The sequence below is a fragment of the Serratia sp. CoH_134_PS_4 genome (genome assembly GCF_058190535.1).
On the sequence record NZ_JBXWKI010000007.1, the window covers coordinates 22,808 to 48,620 of the forward strand.

Genomic DNA, 25,813 nt, shown 5'->3' on the forward strand with positions numbered 1-25,813 from the left:
GGCGCTTACTCAGGTAAGTCACTGGGGTGACAAATCTGCCGGGAGCAGACTTGAACGCTGCTCGCAGCGGCCCCGTAAGGGGTTTGACCCAAGAACGGGCCACATAACTGACGGCAGCCAACAACGCTGCAACGTGAAAGACGATGGGTTATAACCGTAACAGATTACGACTGAATGACAAAACGGGCCGCGGGACGGCCCGTTGAATTGCAGAGGAATTACAGCAGGCGGCGTGCCGCATCAACCACGATCTGCACCGCTTTGCTTTCGGTGTTTTTCATGGTTTCCGCGTTCGGGATTTCTTGCTGGGTGCGGTTAACGATCACACCGGCAACCATACCCGCACGCAGACCTTGGCTTGCACACATGGTCAGCAGCGTGGCCGATTCCATTTCATAGTTCATTACACCCATCGACTGCCACTCTTCCATCGAGCCTTTGAAACGGCTAACAACCCGGCCGGAGTAGGTATCGTAACGTTCCTGACCTGGATAGAAGGTATCGGAAGACGCGGTAACGCCAATGTGCGTGGTCGCACCCGCAGCTTTAGCCGCTTCGACCAATGCCGTGGTACAGGTGAAATCGGCCACGGCCGGGAATTCCATCGGTGCAAAGTGCAAGCTTGCGCCATCAAGGCGAACTGCCGCAGTGGTCACCAGCACGTCACCGACATTGATGTTTGACTGGATCGCGCCCGTGGTGCCGATACGCAAGAAGGTCCGGATACCCAACTGCGCCAGCTCTTCAACGGCGATAGACGTAGACGGGCCACCGATACCGGTGGAGCAGACGATAACGGCCTTACCGTCCAGCTCTGCACGCCATGAGGTAAATTCACGATGGGAAGCCAGATGCACCGGATTTTCCATCAGCTTGGCAATTTTCTCTACGCGCTGTGGATCGCCAGGAACGATGGCAAGCTGGGCCCCTTGTAAATCGTTTTTAGTGAGGCCGAGATGAAAAACGTCAGATTGAGACATGCGAGACTCCTCATAGATCATGTTTATTGGGAGGAACAAAAAAGTACTCTACTGAAAATCGCCACTCAATTTAGTGACGACCATCACTTTGAATAAAGAAACAAAATGCAATCTACATAATTTTCGTGACTATGGTCACAAAAATAAGCCAAAAGGCCGATATATGCACCTCAGTTGCCACAAGTCTAGCTGACAAACTGTACGGCCGTTTCCCGCGGTGCGTCTCCGATCGCAAAGGCCTGTTCTCTAGCCCACTATTTACGCGACCTCAGAAAATACGCCCCGTTTATCGGCAACTTAGCCATATAAACGGCAGCTAACGCACCTTATGGCACTCCTAGGTGTCAACATGCGTAATAGCATGATAAAAAGACAACAAAAATGCAGTAAAGCCAGATAATTAACCGTTTTTTACAGACTTGACCGAAAATGCTCAACTCGATGCCAATAACGCGTAATCTTTCCTATAGTTAATCTCAGCGCTTTTCTCTATTGCACGGAGACCGCAATGAAAACCGATCATGTGATGACATTAAAACAGGCTCAGGGGGGATTCACCCCTGCCGTAACACCGTTGGCTGCCTCAACCATTCTTACCGATGAACAAGGCATTCATGCAGGGGAAACCACCATTCCTTCGCAGGGCGACAATCTGCCGGCCTATATCGCCAAACCGGCAGATCACAGTGGCCCATTCCCGGTTGTGCTGGTGGTACAGGAAATTTTTGGCGTCCATGAACATATCCAGGACGTGTGCCGTCGTTTGGCAAAGCAAGGCTATCTGGCGATTGCACCTGAGCTGTATTTCCGTCAGGGGGATGCCAAAGATTACACCGACATCGGTGAACTGTTTCAAAAGCTGGTGAACAAAGTGCCAGATCGCCAGGTATTGGCGGATTTGGATCATGCAGCACATTGGGCGACCCGTCACGGCGGGGACGCAGGCAAGTTGGCCATTACCGGTTTTTGCTGGGGCGGGCGTATTACCTGGCTGTATGCGGCCCATAACCCGCAGTTAAAGGCTGCCGTCGCTTGGTATGGCAAACTGGTGGGTGAAAAAACGCTTAACTCGCCAAAGTTTCCGGTCGATATCGCCACGCAGCTCTCCGCCCCCGTGCTTGGGCTGTACGGCGGTCAGGACAGCAGTATCCCACTGGATACCGTAGAGAGCATGCGACAGGCGATCCGTGCGGCTAACGCCAGCGCAGAAATCGTGGTTTACCCTGAAGCCGGCCACGCCTTCAATGCCGACTACCGTCCAAGTTATGACGCCGAAGCGGCAGAAGATGGCTGGCAGCGCATGCTGGCATGGTTTGCTCAGCATGGCGTACCTGGCATTAAATAACGCCCAGTCCCTCAGCAACGGCTGAGGGCATAAGAAAGGGCGCCGAGGCGCCCTGAATCATCACATCAAACCCTCACTCCATTTTTTGCGACGATTAATCCTGCAGCTCACGCAAGCGCTGTGCAGCCAACACCATGTTGGCCAATGATTGGCGGGTTTCCGGCCAACCGCGGGTTTTCAGGCCGCAGTCTGGGTTAACCCACAGGCGCTCTGCCGGGATGTTCTGCGCGGCCTTACGCAACAACGCTTCGATCCATTCCACGCTTGGCACGTTTGGCGAGTGAATGTCATACACGCCCGGCCCGATTTCGTTTGGATACTCAAACTCTTTGAAGGCTTCCAACAGGTCCATATCGGAACGCGAGGTTTCGATGGTGATCACGTCAGCATCCAACGCGGCAATCGAATCCATGATGTCGTTAAACTCGCAGTAACACATGTGGGTGTGGATCTGCGTGTCATCTTGCGCCACAGCGGCATTCAGTTTAAACGCATCTACCGCCCAGTTCAGGTAAGCTGCCCAGTCAGATTGACGCAGCGGCAGACCTTCACGCAGTGCAGGTTCATCAATCTGGATGATACCGATACCGGCCTTTTCCAGATCTTCCACTTCATCACGCAGCGCCAGAGCGATCTGTTTGGCAATCACTTCACGGGTCACGTCCTCACGCGGGAATGACCAGCAAAGAATGGTCACCGGACCGGTCAACATGCCTTTTACCGGCTTGTCTGTCAGCGACTGGGCATACTTCGCCCACTCAACGGTGATGGCTTGCGGTCGGCTGATATCTCCGATGATGACTGGCGGCTTCACGCAACGGGAACCGTAGCTTTGCACCCAGCCGTTTTGCGTGAAGACGAAGCCGTCGAGGTTCTCGCCGAAATATTCCACCATGTCATTACGCTCGGCTTCGCCGTGTACCAACACATCCAGACCCAGACGTTCTTGTTCAACGATCGCCTGTTTGATGTGTTCGCTGATGCTGGTGCGGTAGTTGCTGCCGTCCAGGCGCCCCTGCTTGAAGTCCAAACGCAGGCCACGAATTTCGGTAGTTTGTGGGAATGAACCAATAGTGGTTGTCGGCCAGGCCGGCAGATTGAAGCGCTCACGCTGTGCCTGAGCACGTTCGGCGTAAGGGCGCTGGCGTTCGCTGTCCTGTGCGGTAATCGCAGCCAGACGCTGGCCTACCTGCGCATTGTGCACGCGGCTGGACTGACGGCGAGCACGGATTGGCGCGCTGTAGGCGTCCAGCTCAGCCTGTTTGGCGGCGCCAGGCGCATTCAGTGCCGCGCTCAACAGAGCCACTTCGGCACATTTTTGCAGGGCGAAGGCAAACCAGCTTTTCACTTCTTCATCCAGGCGGGTTTCCACGCTGAGATCGATTGGGCTGTGCAGCAGTGAACAAGAGGTACCAATCCACAACGGGCGGCTGCCAACCAAGGGGTGCAGGCGTTCGAACCAGGTGCTCAGATCGGAGCGCCAAACGTTGCGCCCATTAATGACGCCCAGAGATAATAGCCACTCTTTTGGCAGAGCCTGGTTTAAGGCGGCGATATCATCGTGCCCGGCAACCAGATCAACATGCAGCCCCTGTACCGGCAGTTCACGGACGGTATCCAGGTTGTGACCAATGCTGTCGAAGTAGGTCGTCAGCAACAGTTTGACCTGGCCCTGCAGCGCGTCATAAGCCGGTTTGAAGGCATTTAGCCATTCTGGTGGCAGTTCAAGCACCAGCGCAGGTTCGTCGATCTGCACCCATTCAACGCCGCGTTTTGCCAGTTCCGCCAACACCTGCTGATAAACCGGCAGGATCTCTTTCAGCAGCGACAGGCGGTCAAACTGCTCGCCCTTCACTTTGCCCAACCACAGGTAGGTTACCGGGCCCAGCAGCACCGGTTTAATTTTGTGGCCCAAGGCCAAGGCTTCGTCAACTTCGTCCAGTAATTGAGTCCAACCCAATTTGAACTGCTGGCCTTTATGGAACTCAGGCACCATGTAGTGGTAGTTGGTATTAAACCATTTGGTCATTTCCGCCGCTGCTGCCGGTTCCCCGGTCGGCGCGCGACCACGGCCAAGACGGAACAAGGTATCGAGATCGATGGAACCGTCTTGATTCTGATGACGCGCCGGTACGTTCCCCAGCAGTAAACTGGTGGTTAATACATGGTCGTACCAAGCGAAATCGCCGACCGGCACCAAATCCACCCCGGCCTGCTGTTGCTGTTGCCAATGACGAGCACGCAGCTCGCGGCCAACTGCCAGCAGTTCTTCCTGCGTTGAGCTGCCTGCCCAGTAGCTTTCCTGTGCTTTTTTCAATTCACGTCGTAGCCCAACGCGAGGAAAACCCAGTGTGTGATTTAAAATTGCCATCGTCATATTCCCCATTTAGCCGTCCAGATGTTTACACATCCATAATCCGCAGGTACTGTATTCACCACAAGCGCAATTTATTCACTGTCACTGTGAAGGACTCTCATGATCGAACTGAAACACTTACGGACGCTGCAGGCTCTGCGCAATACCGGTTCGCTAGCGGCCGCCGCGGCCCAACTCCATCAGACACAGTCTGCACTGTCACATCAGTTCAGCGATCTGGAGCAACGTCTGGGCTTCAAACTGTTCGTTCGCAAGAGCCAACCGCTGCGCTTTACCGCGCAGGGAGAGATCCTGTTGCAGCTGGCAGAACAGGTGCTGCCGCAAATTCAGCAGGCGTTGCAGGCGTGTCACGAACCTCATCAGACAACGTTGCGTATCGCCATCGAGTGCCACAGTTGTATTCAGTGGCTAACGCCAGCGTTGGATAATTTCCGTCAGAGCTGGCCGCAGGTCGTGATGGACTTCAAGTCTGGCGTCACCTTTGATCCTCAACCCGCCTTGCAACAGGGTGAACTGGATCTGGTACTGACCTCCGATATTCTGCCGCGCAGCGGTCTGCACTATTCGCCGATGTTTGATTTCGAAGTGCGACTGGTGTTGGCACCGGATCATCCGCTGGCCAGCAAGTTGCACATTACGCCTGAGGATTTGAGCGACGAAACGTTGATGATTTATCCGGTACAGCGCCAACGGTTGGATATCTGGCGCCATTTCCTGCAACCGGCAGGCATTAACCCGGCATTGAAAAACGTGGATAACACCCTGTTGCTTATCCAGATGGTGTCAGCACGGATGGGGATTGCAGCGTTGCCGCACTGGGTGGTGGAAAGCTTTGAGCGCCAGGGATTGGTTGTGACCAAAACCCTGGGCGACGGTCTGTGGAGCCGCTTGTATGCCGCCGTGCGCGACGGGGAGCAACGGCAGGCAGTAACGGAAGCCTTTATCCGTTCGGCACGCCAGCACGCCTGTAATCATCTGCCTTTCGTGCGTGATGCCGAACGCCCAGGCGCCGGTGTCACCAGCGTTAAACCGCTGGCTTCACAACCTTGACGATAAGGGCTTCCTGCGCTTGAGGAGCCCTGTCTATTTACTGATTATTTTGGGCGCCACCCAACGGCGATGTACCCACAGGGAAGCAACAATCACTGCCCCACCGATAATAAAACTTGGCCAGTGTGGCTGTTGCTGCCAGATGGCTAGATTTACCAGCAACCCAGCAGGCACATGCATGTTATTCATGATACCCAGGGTTCCTGCATCCACCTGCGTTGCGCCGTAGTTCCACATGAAATAACCCAGCCCGGAGGCCACCACGCCCAGCCACACCAGAATGCCCCATTGCAGATTGGTCGTCGGTAACTGATTTGGGTTGCCCCACAAGCACCAGGCTACCACCGCCACCACTAACGCCCCCAGGTAGAACCAGGAAAACGCGGTATGCTGTGGCAACGGGTGCACTTCCATCAAGCGCTTGTAACCCACCATGCCGATGGCAAAGCTGATATTCGCCGCCTGCACCAGCAGTAATCCCCACCAGAAATGTTCACTCAGTTGATGGTAGCGGATGATCGCCGCCCCCAATACCGCCAGCAATGCACTGAGCACATAGCTCCAGCGCAAGCGTTGACCGCTGATCAGATCGTAAATCAGCGTGACATACAGCGGCGTCAGTACGGTAAACAGCAAGAATTCTGGCACAGTTAAATACATGTACGCACGGAAGCTGAACAGGTACATGATGCCAAGCTGACAGGCCCCCACCAGCATGTACATCAGAATTACTTTCGGTTTTATATTGCGCCAACGCAGGAAAGGCAGGAACACCAGTGCCGCAAGGCCAATGCGCATCAGCACCGAGAACCAGCTGTCGACATGGCCCGCCAGATATTCGCCAATGAGGCTGAAAGAGAACGCCCACAGGATGGTAGTAATTACCAGAAGCAGCACGATGGGTTCACCCTAGAAAGTCGGAAAGGGCGATTGTAACGGAAGGCGGGACAGGTCGCGACGAAAAGGCAGTTTACATCTGCGCAAAATACAAACTATCAGCAAGTTTTCACCAATAGGTTAGGCTTAATGAAAACGAAGTCGAGGTAAATGCCATGAAAAGCTATCACATGCTGTACAACCTGTTATTAGTGTCAGGATTGGCCACTGCGGCCAACGGTGTCACCGATCTCAGCTCGCAGCAGCAGTTTCTCAACCAACGTAATCAACACGTACAACAACAGCGTATGCTGAATAACCAGCAGTTGGATCAGCGCCGTTTGCAGCAACAGCGGCAATTTGACAACAACCAACAACAATTGCTGCGAAATTCGCCGAACGGTGGCCAACTGCTGCCAAATGGTAACCAACCGCGCAACCCGTTCGATCGCACCACACCTTCGGTACCCCAGGCGCCGCTGCCGACGCCTGTCAACAGAGGTTAACCGTTTGGAAAATCAGGCCCGATTAAATCGATCCGGTCAGTACAAATGCAATCAACGCCCCAGTTCAACAGCAGGCGCGCACGCGCCGGCTGGTTAACGGTATAAACCAGAATGCGCAAGCCTGCGGCTTTCAGTGCCGCAACGCGTTCGGCAGTCAGCTCTTTATGGTTGATGTGTAATGACACACAACCCAACCGTTGTGTCAGCGCTTGCCAGTTGTCATCCCACTCATCCAGCAACAAACCACGCGGCAATTCCGGTACGGTGCGTTGTGCCGCCTCAAGCGCTTCAACCGAGAACGAAGAGAGCAAAGGATCGGTCTGCCCCTGCCACAGCAGGCGTGCCGCCAGCGCCACCACCCGACCTGTTTCGTCGTCACTGCCAGTAGTGGGTTTGATTTCAATGTTCGCCATCATGCCATGCTGCAAACAGCGTTCAGCCACCTCAGACAACAAAGGCAAACGTTCGCCCTTGTAGGCGGAGTTATACCAGTTGCCGGCATCGAGTTGAACCAGCTTGTCCCAAGGTAACTCACCCGCCACACCCCAGCCGTTGCTGGTGCGATCCAGGGTATCGTCATGCAAGAGAAAAATTTGCCCGTCCTGCGCCAGCTTCGCGTCGAACTCAATCATTTTGTGGCCGTGACGCGCGCCAACGTCGATCGCCGCGAGGGTATTTTCCGGCGCCAGAGAACCGCCGCCGCGATGGGCGACAATATGTGGATAAGGCCAGGCTGTGGTCATTGTTCCATCCGTAATCCGCTATCGGTATCAAAAAAGTGCAGCGCCTGTGCAGGCAGATGCAAATATAGCGTGCTGCCCGCTGCCGGCATAGCCTCATGCGAAAGCCGGGCGATCACACTGTGCCCGCCCCACTGCCCATGAGCCAAATTGTCCGCCCCCAACAGCTCCAGCGTTTGCATCGTCAAGGGCACGCCACCCTGTTCATCAGGGGCCAGTTGAATATGCTCCGGGCGGATGCCGAGCGTCAACTGGCGTCCCCCCCACTGTGCTTTTGCCTGCGGTAATTTCAGCATCATGCCATCCGCCAACCGCAGCTGGCTGCCGTCAGCGCTCAACGTTCCGGTCAACAGGTTCATGGCCGGTGACCCAATAAAACTGGCGACAAACAACGATGCCGGGCGCTGATAAACCTCGCTCGGTGTACCAATTTGCTCCGCCACGCCTTTGTTCATCACAATCACCCGCTGCGCCAGCGTCATCGCTTCCACCTGATCGTGCGTCACGTACAGGCTGGTGGTTTTCAGTCGGCGGTGCAATTGCTGCAATTCCAGACGCATCTGCACGCGCAGTTTGGCATCCAGGTTAGACAATGGCTCATCAAACAGAAACACCGCGGGCTCACGCACGATAGCACGCCCCATGGCCACCCGTTGACGCTGGCCACCGGAAAGCTCACGCGGTTTGCGTTGCAACAGCGGCTCCAGCTCCAAAATACGTGCCGCGTCTTCGACCCGTTGTTGGATATGCTGTTTGCCAAAACCGCGAATTTTCAGGCCATAGGCCATGTTGTCATACACGCTCATGTGTGGATACAGCGCGTAGTTTTGGAACACCATCGCGATGCCGCGATCTTTGGGCTCCATATCCGTCACGCGCTGGCTGTCGATGTAAATATCGCCGCTGGTGGTACGTTCCAACCCGGCGACCATGCGCAATAGCGTCGATTTACCGCAGCCGGACGGACCGACCATCACGATAAATTCACCGTCCGCCACGTCGAGATCGATCTGCTTAATCACCGGCGTTTTTCCGTCGTAGGATTTGGTGACTGCCTGTAGTTTTAAACCTGCCATGTGAACATTTCTCTCATTACTTCTCGCTGTCGACGAGACCGCGCACAAACCAGCGCTGCATCAGAAGAACCACCGCCAACGGTGGGATTAAAGTCAGAATCATCGCCGCCATAACCTGATTCCACTGGGTCGGGGCACCAGAGGTGGAGATCATGCTTTTGATGCCCGCCACCGCAGTACCCATTGAGGCATCGCTGGTGATCAGGATCGGCCACAGGTACTGGTTCCAGCCGTAGATAAAGGTAATGACAAACAACGCCGCCAGGTTGGTCTTCGACAGAGGCAGTACGATGTCCCAAAAGAAGCGCATCGGCCCAGCGCCATCAATACGCGCGGCTTCCAGCAGCTCGTCCGGTAGCGTCATAAAGAATTGTCGCAGCAGGAAGGTGGCCGTCGCCGATGCCATCAGCGGCAGCGTCAGGCCGGTGTAGCTGTCCAACAGATTGAGGTTGGAGATCACCTCTACCGTTGGGAAAATGCGCACTTCCACCGGCAGCATCAGGGTGAGGAATATCAGCCAGAAAAACAGGCTGCGTAGCGGGAAACGGAAATACACGATGGCGTAGGCCGACAGCACCGACACCACAATTTTGCCGAAGGTGATGGCCAACGCCATGATCACGCTATTGAGCAACAGCAGCGAAAACGGCACCTTAAGGTTGCCCACACCGCCCTGCCAAATGTTGCTGATGTTTTCCCACAGATGCCCCCCCGGGATAAGGGTCATCGGCACTTGAAACACCTCTTTATCGTCCAACGTAGCGGCGACAAAGGCCACGTACAGCGGGAACAACACCACCAGCACGCCGATAATCAGCATTACGTGGCTGAAGATATCCAGCCCGCGTCGGTTCTCAATCATTGGTAACGCACCTTACGTTCGACAAAACGGAACTGGATCACCGTCAGACCAATCACCAACAGCATCAGGATCACCGACTGCGCCGCTGAGCTGGACAGATCCAGGCCCGCAAAGCCTTCGCGGTAGATCTTGTAGATCAACGTGGTCGTGGACTGTACAGGCCCGCCGCCAGTCGCGGCATCGATCACCGGGAAGGTATCGAAGAAGGCATACACCAGGTTCACGACCAGCAGGAAAAAGCTCACCGGCGTGATCAACGGCAATACCAGGTTGAAGAAACGACGTACCGGGCCAGCACCGTCAATGGCTGCCGCTTCGACCAGAGAGCGCGGAATGGACTGTAACGCCGCCAGGAAAAACAGAAAGTTATAGCTGATTTGCTGCCATACCGACGCCAGCACTACCAAGAACATCGCTTGTCCGCTGTTCTGCGCATGGTTCCAGTTGTAGCCCACCCCATTGAGGAAGTGGGTAATCAACCCCAGACCCGGGTTAAACAGGAAGATCCACAGCACCGCCGCCACCGCAGGGGCCACGGCATAAGGCAAAATCATCAGCGTCCGGTAAATCCGGCTACCGCGCAGCACATAATCCACCAACGCGGCGAAGAACAACGACACCACCAGCCCGATACCTGCGACCAGGAAACTGAAAATCAGCGTGGTATAAAACGAATCGAGGTAGTACGGGTCGTGGAACAACTGAGTAAAGTTATCCAGCCCGACAAACTGGCTGGACAGACCAAACGGATCGAGGCTTTGCACTGAATACCACAGCGCCTCACCGGCAGGCCACAGGAAGAAGATTGCGGTAATCAACAGCTGCGGCAGCACCAATACATAGGGCAACCAGCTACAGCCGAAACCGGGACGATGTGAGCTCATAATCAGGGACTCATGAAGACAAAAGACGGGCGACTCGGCCCATGGCGTCGCGAGCAAAGCCAGTCTGGGTACGGACAGCGCACGGCTTCCGGAGCGGACACAACGTCCACGAGGAAAGCGAGCACTGCCCAATCCCAGAATGGCGAAACGCAGTAGCCGTTATTACTTAGTCTGAGACTCGAAACGGCGCAGCAGGACATCACCACGCTGCACAGCGGCATCCAGCGCCTGTTGTGGCGTTTTCTTGCCGGTCCACACGCTTTCCAGCTCTTCATCCACGACGGTACGGATCTGCGGCATGTTACCCAGACGCAGGCCCTTGGTGAACGGCAATGGCGGCTTGTTCAGCATCTGACGCGTTGCTACATCAGCCCCAGGGTTCTTCTCATAGAAGCCCTGTTGCTTGGTCAGGTCGTACGCTGCGGTTGTGATCGGCAGATAACCGGTTTTCTGATGCCATTCGGCAGCGATTTCCGGTTGGGCCAGATACTGCAGGAATTCAGCGACACCCTTGTAAGTAGCGGCATCTTTGCCGTTCATCACCCACAAACTCGCGCCACCAATGATGGCGTTCTGTGGTGCATTTTTGGCATCAGCGTCATAAGGCATCATGCCTACACCGTAGTTAAATTTGGCGTAGTGCTTAATATCTGCCAGCGAACCGGAGGAGGCGGTAGTAATGGCGCAATCACCGCTGTAGAACTTCTCGGTAGATTCGTCTTTACGGCCAAAGTAGGTGAAATCACCCTTCTTGTTCATGTCTTCCAGCAGTTGGATATGCTTGACCTGAAGCGGTTTGTTGAACGTCAACTGAGCGCTGGTGCCACCGAACCCGTTATTTTCCGTGGCGAACGGCACACCGTGCCAGGCACTGAAGTTCTCGAGTTGGATCCAACCCTGCCAGCCACTCGCGTAGCCGCACTTCATACCGGCTTCACGCAGTTTAGCGGTATCCGCAGCCAGCTCTTGCCACGTTTTTGGTGGCTGGTCCGGGTTCAGGCCAGCCTTTTTGAAGGCATCTTTGTTGTAATACAGTACCGGGGTAGAGCTGTTGAACGGCTGAGACAGCAGGTGACCGCTCTTGTTGTCGGTGTAATAACCTGCCACCGTCGGCACGAACACCGACTCATCAAAATTGATACCGGCATCTTTAAACACTTCATACACTGGCTTGATCGCCTTACTGGCCATCATGGTTGCCGTGCCCACCTCATACACCTGCAAAATCGCCGGCGCTTTACCAGAGCGATAGGCTGCGATGCCCGCCGCCAGGTTCTGTTCGTAGTTACCTTTATAAACCGGAACAATTTTGACGTCGGGATGCGATTGGTTAAAGCGGTCCGCCAGGGAGTCCACTTCTTTACCCAGTTCGCCTTCCATCGAATGCCAGAACGGGATTTCGGTCGCCGCCAGTGCATGAGTGCTGACCGCCAGGGTCAACGCGACGCACAGCGTAGTTTTGCGAATAGCGTAGGTGAGCATGCCTAACTCCTGAAAAAAGCTGGTGTATCCCCTGCATCTTTCCAGTTGCCGCTGCGTTGGCTTCCCTTCATCACTCCTGTCACTTACCTCTGTAAGCTCCAGGGAATTATGGCGGTTGCCGCCTTGCTGCAACGTGAAATCTATTGGGGCAATAAGCGCGTGAGCGAAAAGAATCAGTTTTTTGTTCGGAAGCTAACATGCCATGTTCGAATGACAGAAAAATAACCGTGAGATGACAGTAATGTGACGAGAGGGTGAAGTGCAGGTTGCGGTTTGATGTCAGCGGCAGGGAATACTCCCCCGCCGCCGCGGGAATTACAGTGAGCGACGCAGGCGGGCTACAGCTTCTTGCATCTGCTGTTCAGTGGCCGTGGCAAACGACAGGCGGAAAGTCGAACGGTCCGGGTTGTCAGAGAAGAAGTATTCTCCTGGCACAAATACCACGCCCTGTTGCAGAGTGGTTTTCAGCCATTCGGTGGCGTTGAACGGCTGACGGAAACGCGCCCACAGAAACATTCCGCCTTTCGGCATATCGAAGCTGATATGCTCGCCCAACTCTTTCTCCACCAGGCCAGCCAGGATCTCACCTTTTTGCTTGTACGCCGCACGGATCTTTTCTATCTGCGCCGGTAAACGATCCAGTCCCAGATAACATTCTACAATGCTCTGTGACAACGCACTGGCATGCAGATCTGCCGCCTGCTTGATGATCGCCACTTTATGCAGCAAAAACGGCGGCAAAATCGCCCAACCCAAACGCAAGCCCGGTGCCAGGATCTTGGAGAAGGTCGAGGTGTAGATAATATTATCGGTATGGCCCAGCAGCTGTTGGGAAATCTGGTGCAAGGTGGCGTTACGCTCGTCGGTGAAACGCAGCTCACCGTACGGGTCATCCTCAATAATCAGGAAGTTGTGCTCGGCCGCCAGCTTCACTAACAGCTCGCGGCGCGGTGCACTCAGCGTAATGCCGCTTGGGTTGCCGAAATTAGGCACAACGTACACACCTTTAATGCGCTGTGTCTTGAGCAGTTCTGCCAGTTCTTCAACCACCATGCCATCACTGTCGGATGACACCGACATGATGTTGGCCTCTGCCAGTTCCAGCGTCTGTAATGCCGCCAGATACGTCGGGCGCTCCACCACAAACACGTCGCCTGGGTTAACGATGGCACGCATCACCAGATCCAGCGCCTGCTGGGAACCCGCAGTCACCATCACTTCGTCGGCGGTAGCAGAAACACCGCGCTGGGCGCACAGCGCACAGATACGCTCGCGCAGCACTGGGCTACCTTCGGTCAAGCCATACTGGAAGGCACTCTTCGGTTGCTCAGTGATTGCCTGATGGGTTGCGATACTCAACCCTTCGAAATCAAACAGGGCATCAGAGGGGATGCCGCCCGCCAGCGAAATGACATTTTCCATCTTACTGTGCTTGAGCAATTCACGAATTGCCGAGCTTTTTACTTTTACGATGCGCTGCGCGAGTAACCCTTCTGTGTTCATTTCTTCTTCTCGTAATCGTTAAAAACTTTGTAGGGGCGCTGTATATTGCGCCCGAATCACTCGGGACGAATATATTCGTCCCCTACGGCTTTGACGGGTATTTCAACCGCCCAGATACGCCGACCTAACTGCTTCGTTTGCTAACAATGCGGCTCCCGTATCTTCCAACACCACGCGCCCGTTTTCCAGTACATAACCACGATCGGCCAATTTCAGCGCCTGATTGGCGTTTTGCTCCACCAGGAAGATCGTCATACCCTCTTCGCGCAGTTGCTGAATAATGTCAAAAATCTGCTGAATGATGATCGGCGCCAACCCCAGAGACGGTTCATCGAGCAACAGTAACTTCGGCTGGCTCATCAGCGCACGACCAATCGCCAACATCTGCTGTTCACCGCCAGACATGGTGCCAGAGCGCTGAGTACGGCGCTCCAACAGGCGCGGGAACAGGCTGAATACCCGTTCAATTCGCTGCTGATACTGATGACGATCGGCAAAGAAACCGCCCATCGCCAGATTCTCTTCCACGGTCATGCGCGAAAACACCCGCCGCCCTTCAGGCACAATCGCCACGGCCTCACGCATGATGCGCGACGTTTGCCACTGGGTAATGTCCTGATCGAGAAAAGTGATACTCCCCTCGCTGGCACGCGGTTCACCGCACAGCGTGCCGAGTAACGTGGTTTTACCGGCACCGTTCGCGCCAATCAGGGTGACAATCTCACCCTGATTGATGTTCAGGCTAACCTGATGCAACGCCTGGATTTTGCCGTAATGGGCGGACACCTGATTAAATGACAACATTAAGCTTCCCCCAAATACGCCCGGATCACGTCCGGGTTGTTACGAATTTCTGCCGGAGTGCCCTGTGCCAGCGGCGTACCCTGGTTTACCACGTAGATGCGATCGGAAATGCCCATCACCAACTTCATATCGTGTTCAATCAGCAACACCGAGACCTTATGCTGATGACGCAGTTCGATAATCAGGTGATCCAGTTCGTCGGTTTCCTTCGGGTTCAGACCCGCCGCCGGCTCATCCAGCATCAGCAACTCCGGCCGTGTAACCATGCAGCGCGCAATCTCCAAGCGACGTTGTTGGCCGTACGCCAGGTTACCTGCAGACCGGTTAGCCATCTCTAACAGGCCAACCCGTTGCAGCCACACCGAGGCACGTTCCAGCGCGTCGGCTTCGGCGCGGCGAAAGGCCGGGGTTTTCAACAGCCCGGCGAAAACGCCGCTTTTCAGATGTTGATGCTGTGCAACTAACAGGTTTTCAATCACGGTCATTTCACGGAACAGCCGCACGTGCTGGAAAGTTCGCACTACGCCCATACGGGCAATCGTCTGGCCAGGTAACCCTTCCAGATGGCGTTCGCGCAGTTTGATGGTGCCGCCGGTCGGGCGGTAGAAACCGGTCAGGCAGTTAAACACCGTGGTTTTACCCGCGCCATTCGGGCCGATGAGCGAAACAATCTCGCCTTCATTGAGCTCCAGCGCCACGTTATTGACCGCCAATAAGCCGCCGAAACGCATCGACAACCCTTCGACCTTCAGTAAAGGTTGCATGCTCATGCTTGCTCCCCCTTACCTGCGTGGATATCCGCCGTCTTCAGTTTTAACTGTGGCCGCTTCATCGGCAGCAGCCCCTGCGGCCGCCAAATCATCATCAACACCATCAGGGCACCCAGCAGCAACATGCTGTATTCGTTAAGATCCCGCATCAATTCGCGCGACACAACCAGCAGAATCGCCGCCAGGATCACGGCAAACTGCGACCCCATGCCGCCCAATACCACGATCGCCAAAACAAAGGCCGACTCGACGAAGGTAAAGGATTCCGGGCTGACAAAGCCCTGACGCGCGGCAAACAGCGTACCGGCAAAACCGGCGAAGGCGGCGCTGATGGTAAAGGCGGTCAGCTTGATTTTGGTCGGGCTGAGGCCCAATGAGCGGCAAGCGATTTCGTCTTCACGCAGGGCTTCCCAGGCGCGCCCAAGCGGCATGCGCAGCAGCCGGTTAATCACAAACAGCGTCAGCACCACCAGCAGCAGTGCCACCAGATACAGGAACACGATGCGATCGCTCGGATCGTATTTCAGGCCAAAGAAGTTGTGGAAGGTATCCCAACCGCCATCACGCACGCTGCGGTTGAACTCCAGCCCAAAGAAGGTCGGTTTCGGGATCTGACTGATGCCGTTAGGCCCGCCGGTGATCTCGGTGTTGTTCAACAACAGGATACGCACGATTTCACCGAAGCCCAGCGTCACAATCGCCAGGTAGTCTCCACGCAAACGCAGCACCGGGAAGCCGAGCAGGAAACCAAAGATAGCGGTAACAATGCCCGCCAGCGGCAGGCTTTCCCAAAAGCCGAGGCCATAGTAATGGTTCAACAGCGCATAGGTGTAGGCGCCTATGGCGTAGAAACCACCGTAGCCCAGCACCAGCAAGCCGGATAGCCCAACCACCACATTCAGCCCCAACCCCAGCATCACGTAGATCAGCGTCAGCGTGGCAATATCCACCGTGCCGCGCGACACCAAAAACGGCCAAGCAACCGCAGCGACAATAATCGCTGCCGCCAGCAGTTTCTGGCGTGCCGTCGTACCGTCAAAGCTCGGTAATACGAATGACGGGCCAGAGATTTTTTTCAGCCCGTGCTGCATCAGCGGGCGCAGCAACTGGAAGAAAAACACGATGACGCAGCCGATACCGATCCACATCCAGCGGACTTCCGCCGCGCCATGCACCACCAGTTTGGTACCCTCGAGGCTCAGCTGCATCCCCATCAGGAATGAAGCCATTACAAACAGCACCAGAGTGGCGATCAACGCATTGAGCAGATTGAGTTTCATACCTTCTCAACCTCCGGACGTCCAAGGATGCCGGTTGGCATGATCAACAACACGACAATCAGCAGCGCAAATGACACCACGTCTTTATATTCAGTGCTCAGGTAAGCCGAAGTCAGCGCTTCCGCCACGCCCAGAACCAAACCCCCAATCATCGCGCCGGGGATGCTGCCGATACCGCCCAGCACTGCCGCGGTAAAGGCTTTCATACCGGCCATAAAGCCGATATAGGGGTTAATCACCCCGTAGAATTGCCCGAGCAGTACACCGGCGACCGCTGCCATTACCGCACCGATAACGAAGGTCAGTGAGATCACCCGGTCGGTGTTGATGCCCAGCAAGCTGGCCATCTTCAAATCCTCGGCGCAGGCACGACAGGCGCGGCCCATACGTGAATAGCGAATAAACATCGTCAGCGCCAGCATCGCCAGGAAGGTCACGCCCCAGATAATCAACTGCATGGTGCTGATAGTGGCCGCGAAACCGTTGCTTTCACCCAGTACCCATTGGCCGGTGACCAGGCTTGGTAACGCCAGATCGCGCGATCCCTGTGTCAGGCTGACGTAGTTTTGCAGGAATATCGACATCCCGATGGCGGAAATCAGTGCGATCAGCCGCTTGGAATTACGCACCGGCTTATAGGCCACTCGTTCGATGCTCCAGCCATAGGCGCTGGCAATGACGATCGACACCAGGAAAGCGGCACCAATCAGCAACCAGCCGACGTCGATACCGAGCATCATCAGGGCGGCGATCACAATAAAGGAGACATAGCTGCCGATCATATACACCTCGCCATGGGCGAAGTTGATCATGCCGATGATGCCGTAGACCATGGTGTAACCGATGGCGATCAATGCATAGGTGCTGCCCAACGTGACGCCGTTGAACATCTGCTGCAGAAAATAGAGAACCTGCTCTGACATACTCTGACCCTTGGCTTCGCTTTTATACCCATCATACTTGAAGCTGCATCTGTGTTGGCTGCACTCACTCACCCGAATCACTTACTTAAGTAAGCTCATCGGGACTCAGTCCCTTGCCGCCTTGATGCAACTCCAATTATTTTGGGTAAAGCAAACCTGAAATGACAATCATTAAAAACGCTTATACCCAATGGATTTCGCGTTGCAGCTAGGCGGCAAGCGGGTAAATCCCTAGGAGCTTAGTAAGCTAAGTGACTGGGGTGCGCCCGTGAAGCCAACAACGCTGCAACGTGAAAGACGACGGGTATATTATTTAATCGGCGTTGATGTGCCGTCGGCATGCCATTCAAACACGCCAAATTCAAAGCCTTTCAGGTCGCCTTTTTCATCCCAGCTCAACGGCCCCATCACGGTATCCACCGGCTTACCGGTTTTCAGATCCTTGACGATATCAGCCGGTTCCTGGCTGCCACTGCGTTCCATTCCGGTGGTCAGAGATTGCAGTGCGGCGTAGGTAGTCCAGACAAACGGACCGGTCGGATCCAACTTCTTGGCTTTCAGCGCATCAACAACAGGTTTGTTGGCTGGCACCTGATCGTAGCGTTTAGGTAAGGTCACCAGCATGCCTTCAGAAGCCGCGCCGGCAATGTTAGACAGTGAAGAGTTACCCACACCTTCAGGCCCCATAAAGCGGGTCGTCAGGCCGGCTTGTTTTGCCTGGCGCAGGATTTGGCCCATTTCTGGGTAGTAGCCACCGAAGTAAACGAAATCGACGTTTTCTTTCTTCAGACGCGCCACCAGAGTGGAGAAGTCTTTATCGCCGGCCGTGATACCTTCAAACATCACCACGTCGGTACCCTGCTTTTTCAGGCTATCACGCACCGAGCGTGCCAGACCTTCACCATACTGTTGCTTGTCGTGAACCACGGCAATGCGCTTAGGCTTGATCTCACTGAGGATGTATTTCGCCGCCGTCGGGCCCTGATCGGAGTCCAGGCCGGTCGTACGCATGATCATCTTGTAACCACGGGTGGTCAGATCGGCGTTGGTGGCCGCCGGGGTAATCATGATCACGCCTTCATCTTCATAAATATCGGAAGCCGGCTGCGTCGAAGACGAGCACAGGTGGCCAATCACATAGCGAATACCGTCGTTGATCACCTTGTTAGCGACCGCGACCGCCTGTTTCGGATCACAGGCATCATCGTATTCCACACCCACCAGCTTATCGCCCTTGATACCGCCCTTGGCATTGATATCGGCAATGGCCTGACGAGCACCGGTGAACTCCATGTCGCCATATTGTGCGACTGGGCCTGACATCGCCCCAACAATGGCCACTTTAATGTCTTTCGCCATTGCCGTATGACCGATAGCCATCGCAATACAACCCGCCAACAGCGCCTTACCTTTTGTTAATTTCATCCGCAAATCCCCATCTGTCGTTGTGAACGTACCTGTTGTATTTACCCGCACCTGACCCTTATTTACTGCTTTTATTCATAAGTAATAATGATTTAGGTATTTTACAGGCAATATTTTCTAATAAGACTTTATTTTTCATATCATTAAACAGGAATTTTCTTCTGCAAATCAACTTCATTGCTCAGAAACAAGCGGTGTAAACAGGATAAAATTCGGATTAAATCCGCGCCATTTAGCCCGTGGCGTAGCGCATCGTGCTGGTTAACAATCCATTTACTAACTATTTACTCGGAAAATGGTCCGTGCAAAAAACATTTTGCGCAGTAATCGTACAGAAAAACTTACACAACGCTCTGCACAAGATCTATTACACTGTCGGCATCATTTAACTGCGCGGAAATTCTGCATGAAACTGACCATTGAGCGCCTGACCGCGCTGTCCCCGCAAGATCTTATCGACCTCGGCAAAATCTGGCCGCATCAGCAGCCGGAAGAGTGGCAGAGCTGGCTGAACGACGGCAAAGCGCTGTTCGCCGCCCGTTTTAACGAGCGACTGTTAGGCGCAGTGAAAATTGCGATAGAGGGTGAAAAGGCCGAGTTACGGGATCTGCTGGTGCGCGAAGTCACACGCCGCCGTGGGGTTGGCCTCTATCTGGTGCAGGACGCGCAGCGCCAATTGCCGCAGATAACGCACTGGCAGCTTTCAACTGCAGGCCTGACGCCCCGCGAACGCGGTGAGGTGGATAACTTTATGCGCGCCTGCGGTTTCACTCAGCAAGGCGAACTCTGGCAGCAATGAAGCGGGGGCTAATAACGCTATTCGTACTGGCGCTGGCGTTAACCTCATGGTTCGGTGGCCGTCATCAGGCGCTAGGGTTATCACAACCTTGGGATAACCAGGTTTATGTCTGGCAACGGGTCTGGACCCCACAGCATGCCGCCGCATTGGCGCAAAGCCGTGATTTGTTCCCCGTGTTGCGGGTGCTGGGAATGCAGGCCCACCCGCGTGAAGGCTGGCGGGAAATCCCGGTTAACCTCCCGTTACTGAAACAAGATGGCCGCCCGTTGTGGCTGGTGGTCCGTCTGGACGGGCAGTTGGCGCAACTGGATGAGTCTGCCATTCGCCAGCGTCTACTCGAAACAGTGCAGCAGTGGCAACGCGCCGGGCTGCGGGTCATCGGCGTTGAAATAGATCATGACGCCGCAACCGCTCGACTGCCCGCGTATCAACATTTCTTGCAGCAACTGCGTCAGCAATTGCCCCATACCTTAGCGCTAGGCATCACGGCATTACCGACCTGGATCGGCTCAGCCGCGTTGCCAGGTGTATTGCAACAAGTCGACAGTTCGGTACTGCAAGTGCATGCGGTGCTGTCGCCTCAGCAAGGGCTCTTCGTCAGCCCGCTGGCACTGCGTTGGGTAAATCAATACGCGAAAATCACGCCAAAACCTTTCCGGGTGGCATTACCAGCCTACGGTATGGGTCTGATGGGGATCGATGCTCAGGGTGCCCAGGTTGAAAGCGAAGCATCATTGCGCGTTGCGGGCACATCGCGTGAGTTAACCGTTGCACCGCAACAGGTGGCTGATTTTCTGCATCAACTGAATTCGCGGACCACGCCGCGCTTGCGTGGGATTATCTGGTTCCGACTGCCCTTGGCTGACGATCGCCGCGCCTGGTCGCTGGCTACGCTGCGGGCGGTAATAGAAAAGCAACCGCTCGACGCCAGCTGGCAGGTAAAATTTAGCCCTCAACCACAGCAAAATGGGCTAAATGATCTGATAATTCACAATAACGGCCCTGTTGACGCCCCATTGCCACATGAAATCATCATCACCGCGGGTGAGTGCCTGGCGGCGGACGCGGCAGGCAACTACCGGCTGGAAAGCGAGCCTCAACGGCAACGCTTTGTGCTCATTCACAGCGACCAGCTTCGCGCCGGACAATCCCGGCCGCTGGGCTGGCTGCGATGCCAACAACTGATGCCAGGAGGCACCCTTGTCATACCTTAATGCGCACGCCGGACGGAGTCTCTGCGGACGTTCTCTCTCTCTGGCAGCCCTGATCGGTTCTGCGTTGGCGATGCCGATTAACAGCTATGCTTGCGGGCCGGACTTCCCTAATCGCCTGCTGGTCGATCGCAACGGCACACTGCTGTACATGCCGGAAGGTAACTTCGCTTTTGAAGCAGGCCGTCTGGTCGCCGTGGATAAGCAGCTACCGCTGTGGAAAGCGCCACCGCCGGCCATGCCGCCGAAACCTATGCCACTGTCACCGGAAACCCTCATCATCGATAAAATGCGGGCGGCCAAGACCGTTGAAGAGGCCGATGCCGTCAATACTCAAGGGTTATCTGACGCCGCCCGTCTTTATCAACTGGGCGCAGTGGCTTTTGCCGGTGAAGACCCACGCGCGGGTGAGTATTTCCAGCAGGTACTGGCGCTACCCGCCGCAGGCCAGGGCGACTGGGGACTGCGGGCACAATATTCACTCGGCCGGTTGCTAATGGGTGATCACGGCACGCCAGAGAATGAAACTGGCGCATCGGCCGTGGCGGTCAAACACCCTGGTAATCCGCAGCTCGAGCAAGCGTTAGCCGCATTCCAGCAGGTGATTGAGCGGGTGAAAAGCGGCACGACTGACCCTGATCAACTGGCGCTAAGCAGCCTTGGCCAGCAAGCACGTATCCACCTGTGGTTGGGTGAGGTCGCTCAAGCGGCTCATCTGTATGCGCAGCAGGCGGCACAAGGCGACCAAGACGGTGGGTTGTCGTTGCAGTACGTCTCCAGCTATCTGGTCAACCCTGACCACTTCGATGTGCTTAAACAGACCATTACCGATCCGTTGATCCAACAGTTGGTGACCATTGAACTGTTTGCCCGCAGCAGTAATTTGCAAATGGCAGACACTGACGGCACCGGCAGCCGTTCCACACAGATTGTCAGCCAAATTCTGACGCTGTTGGATGCCTCGGTGAAAAGCGGTTTCAGCGGCAGCGATCGACTGGCGGCACTCGCGTACCGCGCAGGGCAATATCCGATGGCAGCCAGCCTGCTGAAACACGCCGGAGACAGCGGCCTGGCCTGGTGGCTCCGTGCCAAGATGGCGTTGCGGGACGGGGATGTTAAAACCGCTACCGCAGACTACGCCAAAGCAGCAGCCGCTTTCCCATCCAGTGAAAGCTGGGGTGAACAGCGCAATGCGGACTTTACGCCAGAAACCCTCGTACCCGAGTGCCGGGTTGCGGGGGAACAGGCCATTCTGGCCCTGGATCGCGGTGACTATCTGCAAGCCATGGACTTCTTGTATCGCGGCAAAGATATTTACTGGGCGGACGTCGCCGACGTGGCGGAGCGCGTGCTTACCGTCGACGAACTTAAAGGCTTTGTCGATAAGCATGTGCCGGCACCTGCTACACCGCTGAAACCTGTTAATCCGGACGAGTATAACGGCCAAACGCTTACACCGGACGTGCAACTACGCGAACTGCTGGCGCGGCGGCTGATGCGTGCCCAACGCCCCCAAGAGGCAATGGGCTATTTTGACATCCCTAACTACCGTCAGGTTGCCCAACAGTACGCAGATACGCTGAAAACAGCCCAGGACAAAACTGCCGACAAACTGGTGCGGGCCAAAGCCTATTATCAAGCCGCAACGCTGCTGCGCACCCAAGGGCTGGTGTTTACCGGTTATGAAATGACACCGGATTACGCCATTTATGACGCAGGTTATTCCTATCTGGGCGATGCCTTTGATACCCGAGCGCTGAAGCATAAAAGTTGGATCAGCAGCGCAGAAGCCGCGCGAGCTAAAGCAGCATTGCCGTCGCAAGACAATCGCTTCCTGCACTACCGTTGGCAAGCGGTCGATCTGGCTCAACAGGCGGCCGACTTGCTGCCACCGGCGAGCCAAGCCTATGCCGCCGTGCTGTGTAATGCTGCCGGGTGGGTGATCAAACGTGATGCCAAAACGGGTCGGGCGTTGTATCAGCGCTATATCACTACCGGGACCCGGTATAGCTGGGCCAACAAATTTGGTTATGACTGCCCTGCACCGGACTTCTCCGCCGTAACGCGATAACGCCGAATTTCAGGCACAAAAAAGCCCGGCTAGCCGGGCTTTTTAACGCTTATGCGGAATTAGGCTTCGATCGCCATTTTCAGTTTCTTCATGGCGTTCTTTTCTAGCTGACGCACACGTTCAGCGGAAACGCCGTACTGATCGGCCAGCTCTTGCAGCGTAGACTTGTTGTCGTCATCCAACCAACGGGCGCGGATGATATGCTGGCTACGCTCGTCCAGACCTTCCAGCGCATAGGCCAGTTTGTCTGCTGCGTTGCTTTCCCAGTTATCTTCCTCGATACCCTCGGCGAAGTCCGAGCTTTTATCCTGCAGGTACAGCACAGGTGCCATCGATTGACCATCACGGGCTTCATCATCCGGTGTTGGATCGAAAGTCATATCCTGCGCCGCCATGCGGGATTCCATCTCACGCACGTCTTTACTGGTCACACCCAATTCACGGGCCACCAGTTCCACTTCATCCTGATTGAACCAGCCCAAACGCTGCTTGGTTTTACGCAGGTTAAAGAACAGCTTACGCTGAGCCTTAGTCGTGGCAACTTTGACGATACGCCAGTTACGCAGTACGTACTCGTGAATTTCTGCCTTGATCCAGTGCACAGCAAAGGAAACCAAACGCACCCCAACCTCTGGGTTGAAGCGGCGAACAGCTTTCATCAGGCCGATATTACCTTCCTGGATCAAGTCCGCCTGCGGCAAGCCATAACCAGAATAATTCCGGGCAATATGAGCGACAAAGCGCAGGTGAGACAGGATCAGCTGCTTAGCGGCTTCCAGATCGCCCTGATAATGCAGCCGTTCAGCCAGCTCCCGCTCTTCCTCTGCCGTCAGCATAGGATAGGTGTTGGCGGCCCGAATATAGGCTTCCAAACTGCCCTGGGGCACTAAAGCTAAAGTTTGCATTTCTTTGGTCATTCAAACCCTCTCTTGAAAAAACAGGTCATGCAGGTGATTATCACGGCGGGGAAATGATTGATTCTACGGCAGTTGCTATTGCAAAAGCGGTCCACACGCCGGGCACCATAACATTTTGCTGCAGATTTTGACCGCGTTCCGCCCTATTAGTTCACAGTTTTTCGATCACGCTGTGCATGACAATACGTGACGAAGACTTAAGCCGATAGGGAATTTGTGCGCAAAGAAGAGACTGGATGATGCTTAAGTTATTGTCGGTAACTCTTCTCCCGCAACACGCTCAGAGCAGCAGAAGAAGAGTATACCAAAAAAACGTTATTGTGGTGTAAATCGACGTAAATGTTGCACGGTGGCTAACCAGGCGGCGATCCAGCCGATCATCGCAGAGACAATCAGCAGCAACAAGGCTTCATCCCAACCTAAACCGTGTAACGTAAAGGTGGTACCAAAGACCTTGGCCACGCCGGTCACTACCGACTCCAACCGCCACACCATCGCACCGGACAAGAACAGCGACAGCAATGCGCCGAAGAAACCCAGCATCGCACCGCCATTCAGGAACGGCCGCAGAATAAAGCCGTCGGTCGCGCCGATCAGTTTCATCACGTTTATGGTGTCGCGACGGCTGAAGATGCTCAACCGCACGCTGTTGCCGATCACCAGGAAGACCGCCACAATCATCAGCACGCCGATCATCGCGGCCACTTGCCCCACCAGCCCGGTCAGTGCGGCCAGACGGGCAAACCAGCTGTCATCCATCCGCACTTCATCCACACCCTGTACCACTGCCACGCGATCGCGCAGGGTATTAAGGGTATCTGAACTTTGGAAGCTCATTTTCGGCGTGATAATCGCGACCGCCGGCAATGGGTTCTCTTCCAGCATATCCAGTGCGCCGCCAAAGCCGGACCAGTTGCGGAATTCGCCCCGGGCCTCTTCACGCGACAGGTAATTCACTTTCTCTACGCCGGCTTCCGCCTTGATGGCGTCGAGCACTTTCACCGCCGCGTCGTCATCGAGGGATTTATCCAGATACACCGTCAACTGCGGCGTTGGGTACCACTGGGTCGCCGCGGTGCTGACGTTTTTCCACACGATGTAGCACACACTCGGTAACGTCAGGGAAATGGCGATCACCATTACCGTCAGCAACGTCGCCAACGGCTGACGCAGCATATCCTTGATGGCGTTCATCCACGCGTAGCGCCATTGTTCACGCCAGCCGCCGCGCAGCGCTTTGCTCTTGGCGGTTTTTGCATTATTCGCCATGATGCGCTCCTCCAGCCATGCGGCCCTGACTCAGACGCAGAATACGGTAATTGCGACGAGCAATCAGCCCGGTATCGTGGGTGGCCATCAGTACGGTAACGCCGACACGGTTAAATTCCTCAAACAGACGCAGAATGCCTTCAGACAGCGCATCGTCCAGGTTACCGGTTGGCTCATCCGCCAACAGCACGGCAGGCTTGTTCACCACCGCACGGGCGATGCCCACACGTTGTTGTTCACCACCCGAAAGTTGAATGGGGAAGTTTTTCGCCTTATCCAACAGCCCAACCTTATCCAACGCAGCGGAAACGCGGCGGCGAATGTCTTCGGTGCTGGCACCCGCGATGATCAGTGGCATTGCCACGTTGTCATACACCGTGCGATCCAGCAGCAGATGGTGATCCTGGAAAATCATGCCGATCTGGCGGCGCAGGAACGGCACCTCACGGTTTTTTAACCGACTGATGTCGTGCCCACCAAACCAGATATGGCCGGCGCTTGGCCTTTCGATACCACAAATCAGTTTAAGCAGGGTACTTTTACCCGCGCCGGAATGGCCGGTCAGAAACGCCATCTCTGCCGGGCGCAGATGGAAATCTACCCCCTGCAGTGCCTGCCGTCCGCCCAGATAAGCTTTACTGACCTGTTCAAAGCGAATCATCC

Annotated in this window: 23 protein-coding genes; 6 read left to right on the forward strand and 17 right to left on the reverse strand. The window is 55.2% G+C overall.

The window, feature by feature from the left end; all coding sequences use genetic code 11:
• Positions 1-218: 218 nt before the first annotated feature.
• A complete protein-coding gene (gene udp / locus AC2FCQ_RS12595) occupies positions 219-980 on the reverse strand; it encodes a uridine phosphorylase (RefSeq protein WP_209637694.1) in 762 nt (253 codons plus the stop codon).
• 508 nt (positions 981-1,488) lie between these two features.
• Between udp and AC2FCQ_RS12600 the strand changes: the two genes are divergently transcribed.
• Complete coding sequence (locus tag AC2FCQ_RS12600; protein WP_209637696.1) at positions 1,489-2,325, forward strand: dienelactone hydrolase family protein; 837 nt, start codon at positions 1,489-1,491, stop codon at positions 2,323-2,325.
• 94 nt (positions 2,326-2,419) lie between these two features.
• Here the strand turns inward: AC2FCQ_RS12600 and metE are convergent, their stop codons facing one another.
• Positions 2,420-4,711, reverse strand: a complete 2,292-nt coding sequence (gene metE, locus AC2FCQ_RS12605) for a 5-methyltetrahydropteroyltriglutamate--homocysteine S-methyltransferase (RefSeq protein WP_490308339.1) — start codon at positions 4,709-4,711, stop codon at positions 2,420-2,422.
• Positions 4,712-4,801: 90 nt separating this feature from the next.
• Here metE and metR point away from each other — a divergent pair, with 90 nt between their 5' ends.
• Positions 4,802-5,752: an HTH-type transcriptional regulator MetR gene (gene metR / locus AC2FCQ_RS12610; RefSeq protein WP_209637700.1), complete on the forward strand. Its 951-nt coding sequence runs from the start codon at positions 4,802-4,804 to the stop codon at positions 5,750-5,752.
• A gap of 33 nt (positions 5,753-5,785) precedes the next feature.
• On the opposite strand, the gene AC2FCQ_RS12615 is transcribed toward metR, so the two are convergent.
• Entirely contained in the window at positions 5,786-6,649 is an 864-nt protein-coding gene (locus AC2FCQ_RS12615; protein WP_209637702.1) for a carboxylate/amino acid/amine transporter, read from the reverse strand.
• A 155-nt stretch (positions 6,650-6,804) separates the two neighbouring features.
• On the opposite strand from AC2FCQ_RS12615, the gene AC2FCQ_RS12620 reads away from it, so the two are divergent.
• Positions 6,805-7,134, forward strand: a complete 330-nt coding sequence (locus tag AC2FCQ_RS12620) for a hypothetical protein (RefSeq protein ID WP_209637703.1) — start codon at positions 6,805-6,807, stop codon at positions 7,132-7,134.
• Here AC2FCQ_RS12620 and ugpQ read toward each other — a convergent pair.
• From ugpQ to AC2FCQ_RS12675, 11 genes are all read right to left on the reverse strand, one after another.
• Complete coding sequence (gene ugpQ, locus AC2FCQ_RS12625; protein ID WP_209637705.1) at positions 7,131-7,877, reverse strand: glycerophosphodiester phosphodiesterase; 747 nt, start codon at positions 7,875-7,877, stop codon at positions 7,131-7,133. The genes AC2FCQ_RS12620 and ugpQ overlap by 4 nt on opposite strands.
• Positions 7,874-8,950, reverse strand: coding sequence for a sn-glycerol-3-phosphate import ATP-binding protein UgpC (locus tag AC2FCQ_RS12630; protein WP_490308340.1), 1,077 nt, complete (start codon positions 8,948-8,950; stop codon positions 7,874-7,876). Before AC2FCQ_RS12630 ends, ugpQ begins: the two co-directional genes overlap by 4 nt.
• Before the next feature lie 16 nt (positions 8,951-8,966).
• The gene (ugpE, locus tag AC2FCQ_RS12635; protein WP_209637709.1) at positions 8,967-9,812 is read right to left on the reverse strand and encodes a sn-glycerol-3-phosphate ABC transporter permease UgpE; all 846 of its coding nucleotides are present in this window, start codon (positions 9,810-9,812) and stop codon (positions 8,967-8,969) included.
• Positions 9,809-10,696 (reverse strand): sn-glycerol-3-phosphate ABC transporter permease UgpA, encoded by an 888-nt coding sequence (ugpA, locus tag AC2FCQ_RS12640; RefSeq protein ID WP_209637710.1) that lies wholly within the window; start codon positions 10,694-10,696, stop codon positions 9,809-9,811. Before ugpA ends, ugpE begins: the two co-directional genes overlap by 4 nt.
• Positions 10,697-10,858: 162 nt before the next feature.
• Entirely contained in the window at positions 10,859-12,178 is a 1,320-nt protein-coding gene (gene ugpB / locus AC2FCQ_RS12645; RefSeq protein WP_209637712.1) for a sn-glycerol-3-phosphate ABC transporter substrate-binding protein UgpB, read from the reverse strand.
• Positions 12,179-12,493: 315 nt separating this feature from the next.
• Positions 12,494-13,681, reverse strand: a complete 1,188-nt coding sequence (locus tag AC2FCQ_RS12650; RefSeq protein ID WP_490308341.1) for an aminotransferase-like domain-containing protein — start codon at positions 13,679-13,681, stop codon at positions 12,494-12,496.
• 102 nt (positions 13,682-13,783) lie between these two features.
• A complete protein-coding gene (gene livF / locus AC2FCQ_RS12655; protein ID WP_209637716.1) occupies positions 13,784-14,485 on the reverse strand; it encodes a high-affinity branched-chain amino acid ABC transporter ATP-binding protein LivF in 702 nt (233 codons plus the stop codon).
• Complete coding sequence (gene livG / locus AC2FCQ_RS12660) at positions 14,485-15,255, reverse strand: high-affinity branched-chain amino acid ABC transporter ATP-binding protein LivG (protein ID WP_209637718.1); 771 nt, start codon at positions 15,253-15,255, stop codon at positions 14,485-14,487. Before livG ends, livF begins: the two co-directional genes overlap by 1 nt.
• Positions 15,252-16,535, reverse strand: coding sequence for a high-affinity branched-chain amino acid ABC transporter permease LivM (locus AC2FCQ_RS12665; protein WP_209637720.1), 1,284 nt, complete (start codon positions 16,533-16,535; stop codon positions 15,252-15,254). The genes livG and AC2FCQ_RS12665 overlap by 4 nt, the downstream gene beginning before the upstream one ends.
• Positions 16,532-17,458, reverse strand: coding sequence for a high-affinity branched-chain amino acid ABC transporter permease LivH (gene livH / locus AC2FCQ_RS12670; RefSeq protein WP_209637722.1), 927 nt, complete (start codon positions 17,456-17,458; stop codon positions 16,532-16,534). Before livH ends, AC2FCQ_RS12665 begins: the two co-directional genes overlap by 4 nt.
• A 309-nt stretch (positions 17,459-17,767) precedes the next feature.
• Complete coding sequence (locus tag AC2FCQ_RS12675; protein WP_209637724.1) at positions 17,768-18,883, reverse strand: branched-chain amino acid ABC transporter substrate-binding protein; 1,116 nt, start codon at positions 18,881-18,883, stop codon at positions 17,768-17,770.
• Between the two features lie 406 nt (positions 18,884-19,289).
• On the opposite strand from AC2FCQ_RS12675, the gene panM reads away from it, so the two are divergent.
• The 3 genes from panM to AC2FCQ_RS12690 are packed head-to-tail and all read left to right on the forward strand — an operon-like array spanning position 19,290 to position 22,964.
• Positions 19,290-19,682: an aspartate 1-decarboxylase autocleavage activator PanM gene (gene panM, locus AC2FCQ_RS12680; RefSeq protein WP_209637732.1), complete on the forward strand. Its 393-nt coding sequence runs from the start codon at positions 19,290-19,292 to the stop codon at positions 19,680-19,682.
• Positions 19,679-20,896 carry a DUF3142 domain-containing protein gene (locus AC2FCQ_RS12685; RefSeq protein WP_490308342.1) on the forward strand — a complete coding sequence of 406 codons (1,218 nt, stop codon included), beginning with the start codon at positions 19,679-19,681 and terminating at the stop codon, positions 20,894-20,896. The genes panM and AC2FCQ_RS12685 overlap by 4 nt, the downstream gene beginning before the upstream one ends.
• Complete coding sequence (locus tag AC2FCQ_RS12690; RefSeq protein WP_490308343.1) at positions 20,883-22,964, forward strand: hypothetical protein; 2,082 nt, start codon at positions 20,883-20,885, stop codon at positions 22,962-22,964. The genes AC2FCQ_RS12685 and AC2FCQ_RS12690 overlap by 14 nt, the downstream gene beginning before the upstream one ends.
• A 59-nt stretch (positions 22,965-23,023) precedes the next feature.
• Here AC2FCQ_RS12690 and rpoH read toward each other — a convergent pair whose 3' ends face one another.
• The 3 genes from rpoH to ftsE all read right to left on the reverse strand — a co-directional run bounded on the left by rpoH (position 23,024) and on the right by ftsE (position 25,811).
• On the reverse strand, positions 23,024-23,881 hold the full coding sequence (gene rpoH, locus AC2FCQ_RS12695; RefSeq protein ID WP_020824815.1) for an RNA polymerase sigma factor RpoH: 858 nt from the start codon (positions 23,879-23,881) through the stop codon (positions 23,024-23,026).
• A 315-nt stretch (positions 23,882-24,196) separates the two neighbouring features.
• Complete coding sequence (gene ftsX / locus AC2FCQ_RS12700) at positions 24,197-25,150, reverse strand: permease-like cell division protein FtsX (RefSeq protein WP_490308344.1); 954 nt, start codon at positions 25,148-25,150, stop codon at positions 24,197-24,199.
• Positions 25,140-25,811, reverse strand: coding sequence for a cell division ATP-binding protein FtsE (gene ftsE / locus AC2FCQ_RS12705; RefSeq protein ID WP_020824813.1), 672 nt, complete (start codon positions 25,809-25,811; stop codon positions 25,140-25,142). The genes ftsX and ftsE overlap by 11 nt, the downstream gene beginning before the upstream one ends.
• Positions 25,812-25,813 lie beyond the last annotated feature (2 nt).

Coding starts and splice junctions, on each gene's coding strand:
- udp (WP_209637694.1), bottom strand. CDS start 980: ATGTCTCAATCTGACGTTTTTCATCTCGGCCTCACTAAAAACGATTTA.
- AC2FCQ_RS12600 (WP_209637696.1), top strand. CDS start 1,489: ATGAAAACCGATCATGTGATGACATTAAAACAGGCTCAGGGGGGATTC.
- metE (WP_490308339.1), bottom strand. CDS start 4,711: ATGGGGAATATGACGATGGCAATTTTAAATCACACACTGGGTTTTCCT.
- metR (WP_209637700.1), top strand. CDS start 4,802: ATGATCGAACTGAAACACTTACGGACGCTGCAGGCTCTGCGCAATACC.
- AC2FCQ_RS12620 (WP_209637703.1), top strand. CDS start 6,805: ATGAAAAGCTATCACATGCTGTACAACCTGTTATTAGTGTCAGGATTG.
- ugpQ (WP_209637705.1), bottom strand. CDS start 7,877: ATGACCACAGCCTGGCCTTATCCACATATTGTCGCCCATCGCGGCGGC.
- AC2FCQ_RS12630 (WP_490308340.1), bottom strand. CDS start 8,950: ATGGCAGGTTTAAAACTACAGGCAGTCACCAAATCCTACGACGGAAAA.
- ugpE (WP_209637709.1), bottom strand. CDS start 9,812: ATGATTGAGAACCGACGCGGGCTGGATATCTTCAGCCACGTAATGCTG.
- ugpA (WP_209637710.1), bottom strand. CDS start 10,696: ATGAGCTCACATCGTCCCGGTTTCGGCTGTAGCTGGTTGCCCTATGTA.
- ugpB (WP_209637712.1), bottom strand. CDS start 12,178: ATGCTCACCTACGCTATTCGCAAAACTACGCTGTGCGTCGCGTTGACC.
- AC2FCQ_RS12650 (WP_490308341.1), bottom strand. CDS start 13,681: ATGAACACAGAAGGGTTACTCGCGCAGCGCATCGTAAAAGTAAAAAGC.
- livF (WP_209637716.1), bottom strand. CDS start 14,485: ATGTTGTCATTTAATCAGGTGTCCGCCCATTACGGCAAAATCCAGGCG.
- livG (WP_209637718.1), bottom strand. CDS start 15,255: ATGAGCATGCAACCTTTACTGAAGGTCGAAGGGTTGTCGATGCGTTTC.
- AC2FCQ_RS12665 (WP_209637720.1), bottom strand. CDS start 16,535: ATGAAACTCAATCTGCTCAATGCGTTGATCGCCACTCTGGTGCTGTTT.
- livH (WP_209637722.1), bottom strand. CDS start 17,458: ATGTCAGAGCAGGTTCTCTATTTTCTGCAGCAGATGTTCAACGGCGTC.
- AC2FCQ_RS12675 (WP_209637724.1), bottom strand. CDS start 18,883: ATGAAATTAACAAAAGGTAAGGCGCTGTTGGCGGGTTGTATTGCGATG.
- panM (WP_209637732.1), top strand. CDS start 19,290: ATGAAACTGACCATTGAGCGCCTGACCGCGCTGTCCCCGCAAGATCTT.
- AC2FCQ_RS12685 (WP_490308342.1), top strand. CDS start 19,679: ATGAAGCGGGGGCTAATAACGCTATTCGTACTGGCGCTGGCGTTAACC.
- rpoH (WP_020824815.1), bottom strand. CDS start 23,881: ATGACCAAAGAAATGCAAACTTTAGCTTTAGTGCCCCAGGGCAGTTTG.
- ftsX (WP_490308344.1), bottom strand. CDS start 25,150: ATGGCGAATAATGCAAAAACCGCCAAGAGCAAAGCGCTGCGCGGCGGC.
- ftsE (WP_020824813.1), bottom strand. CDS start 25,811: ATGATTCGCTTTGAACAGGTCAGTAAAGCTTATCTGGGCGGACGGCAG.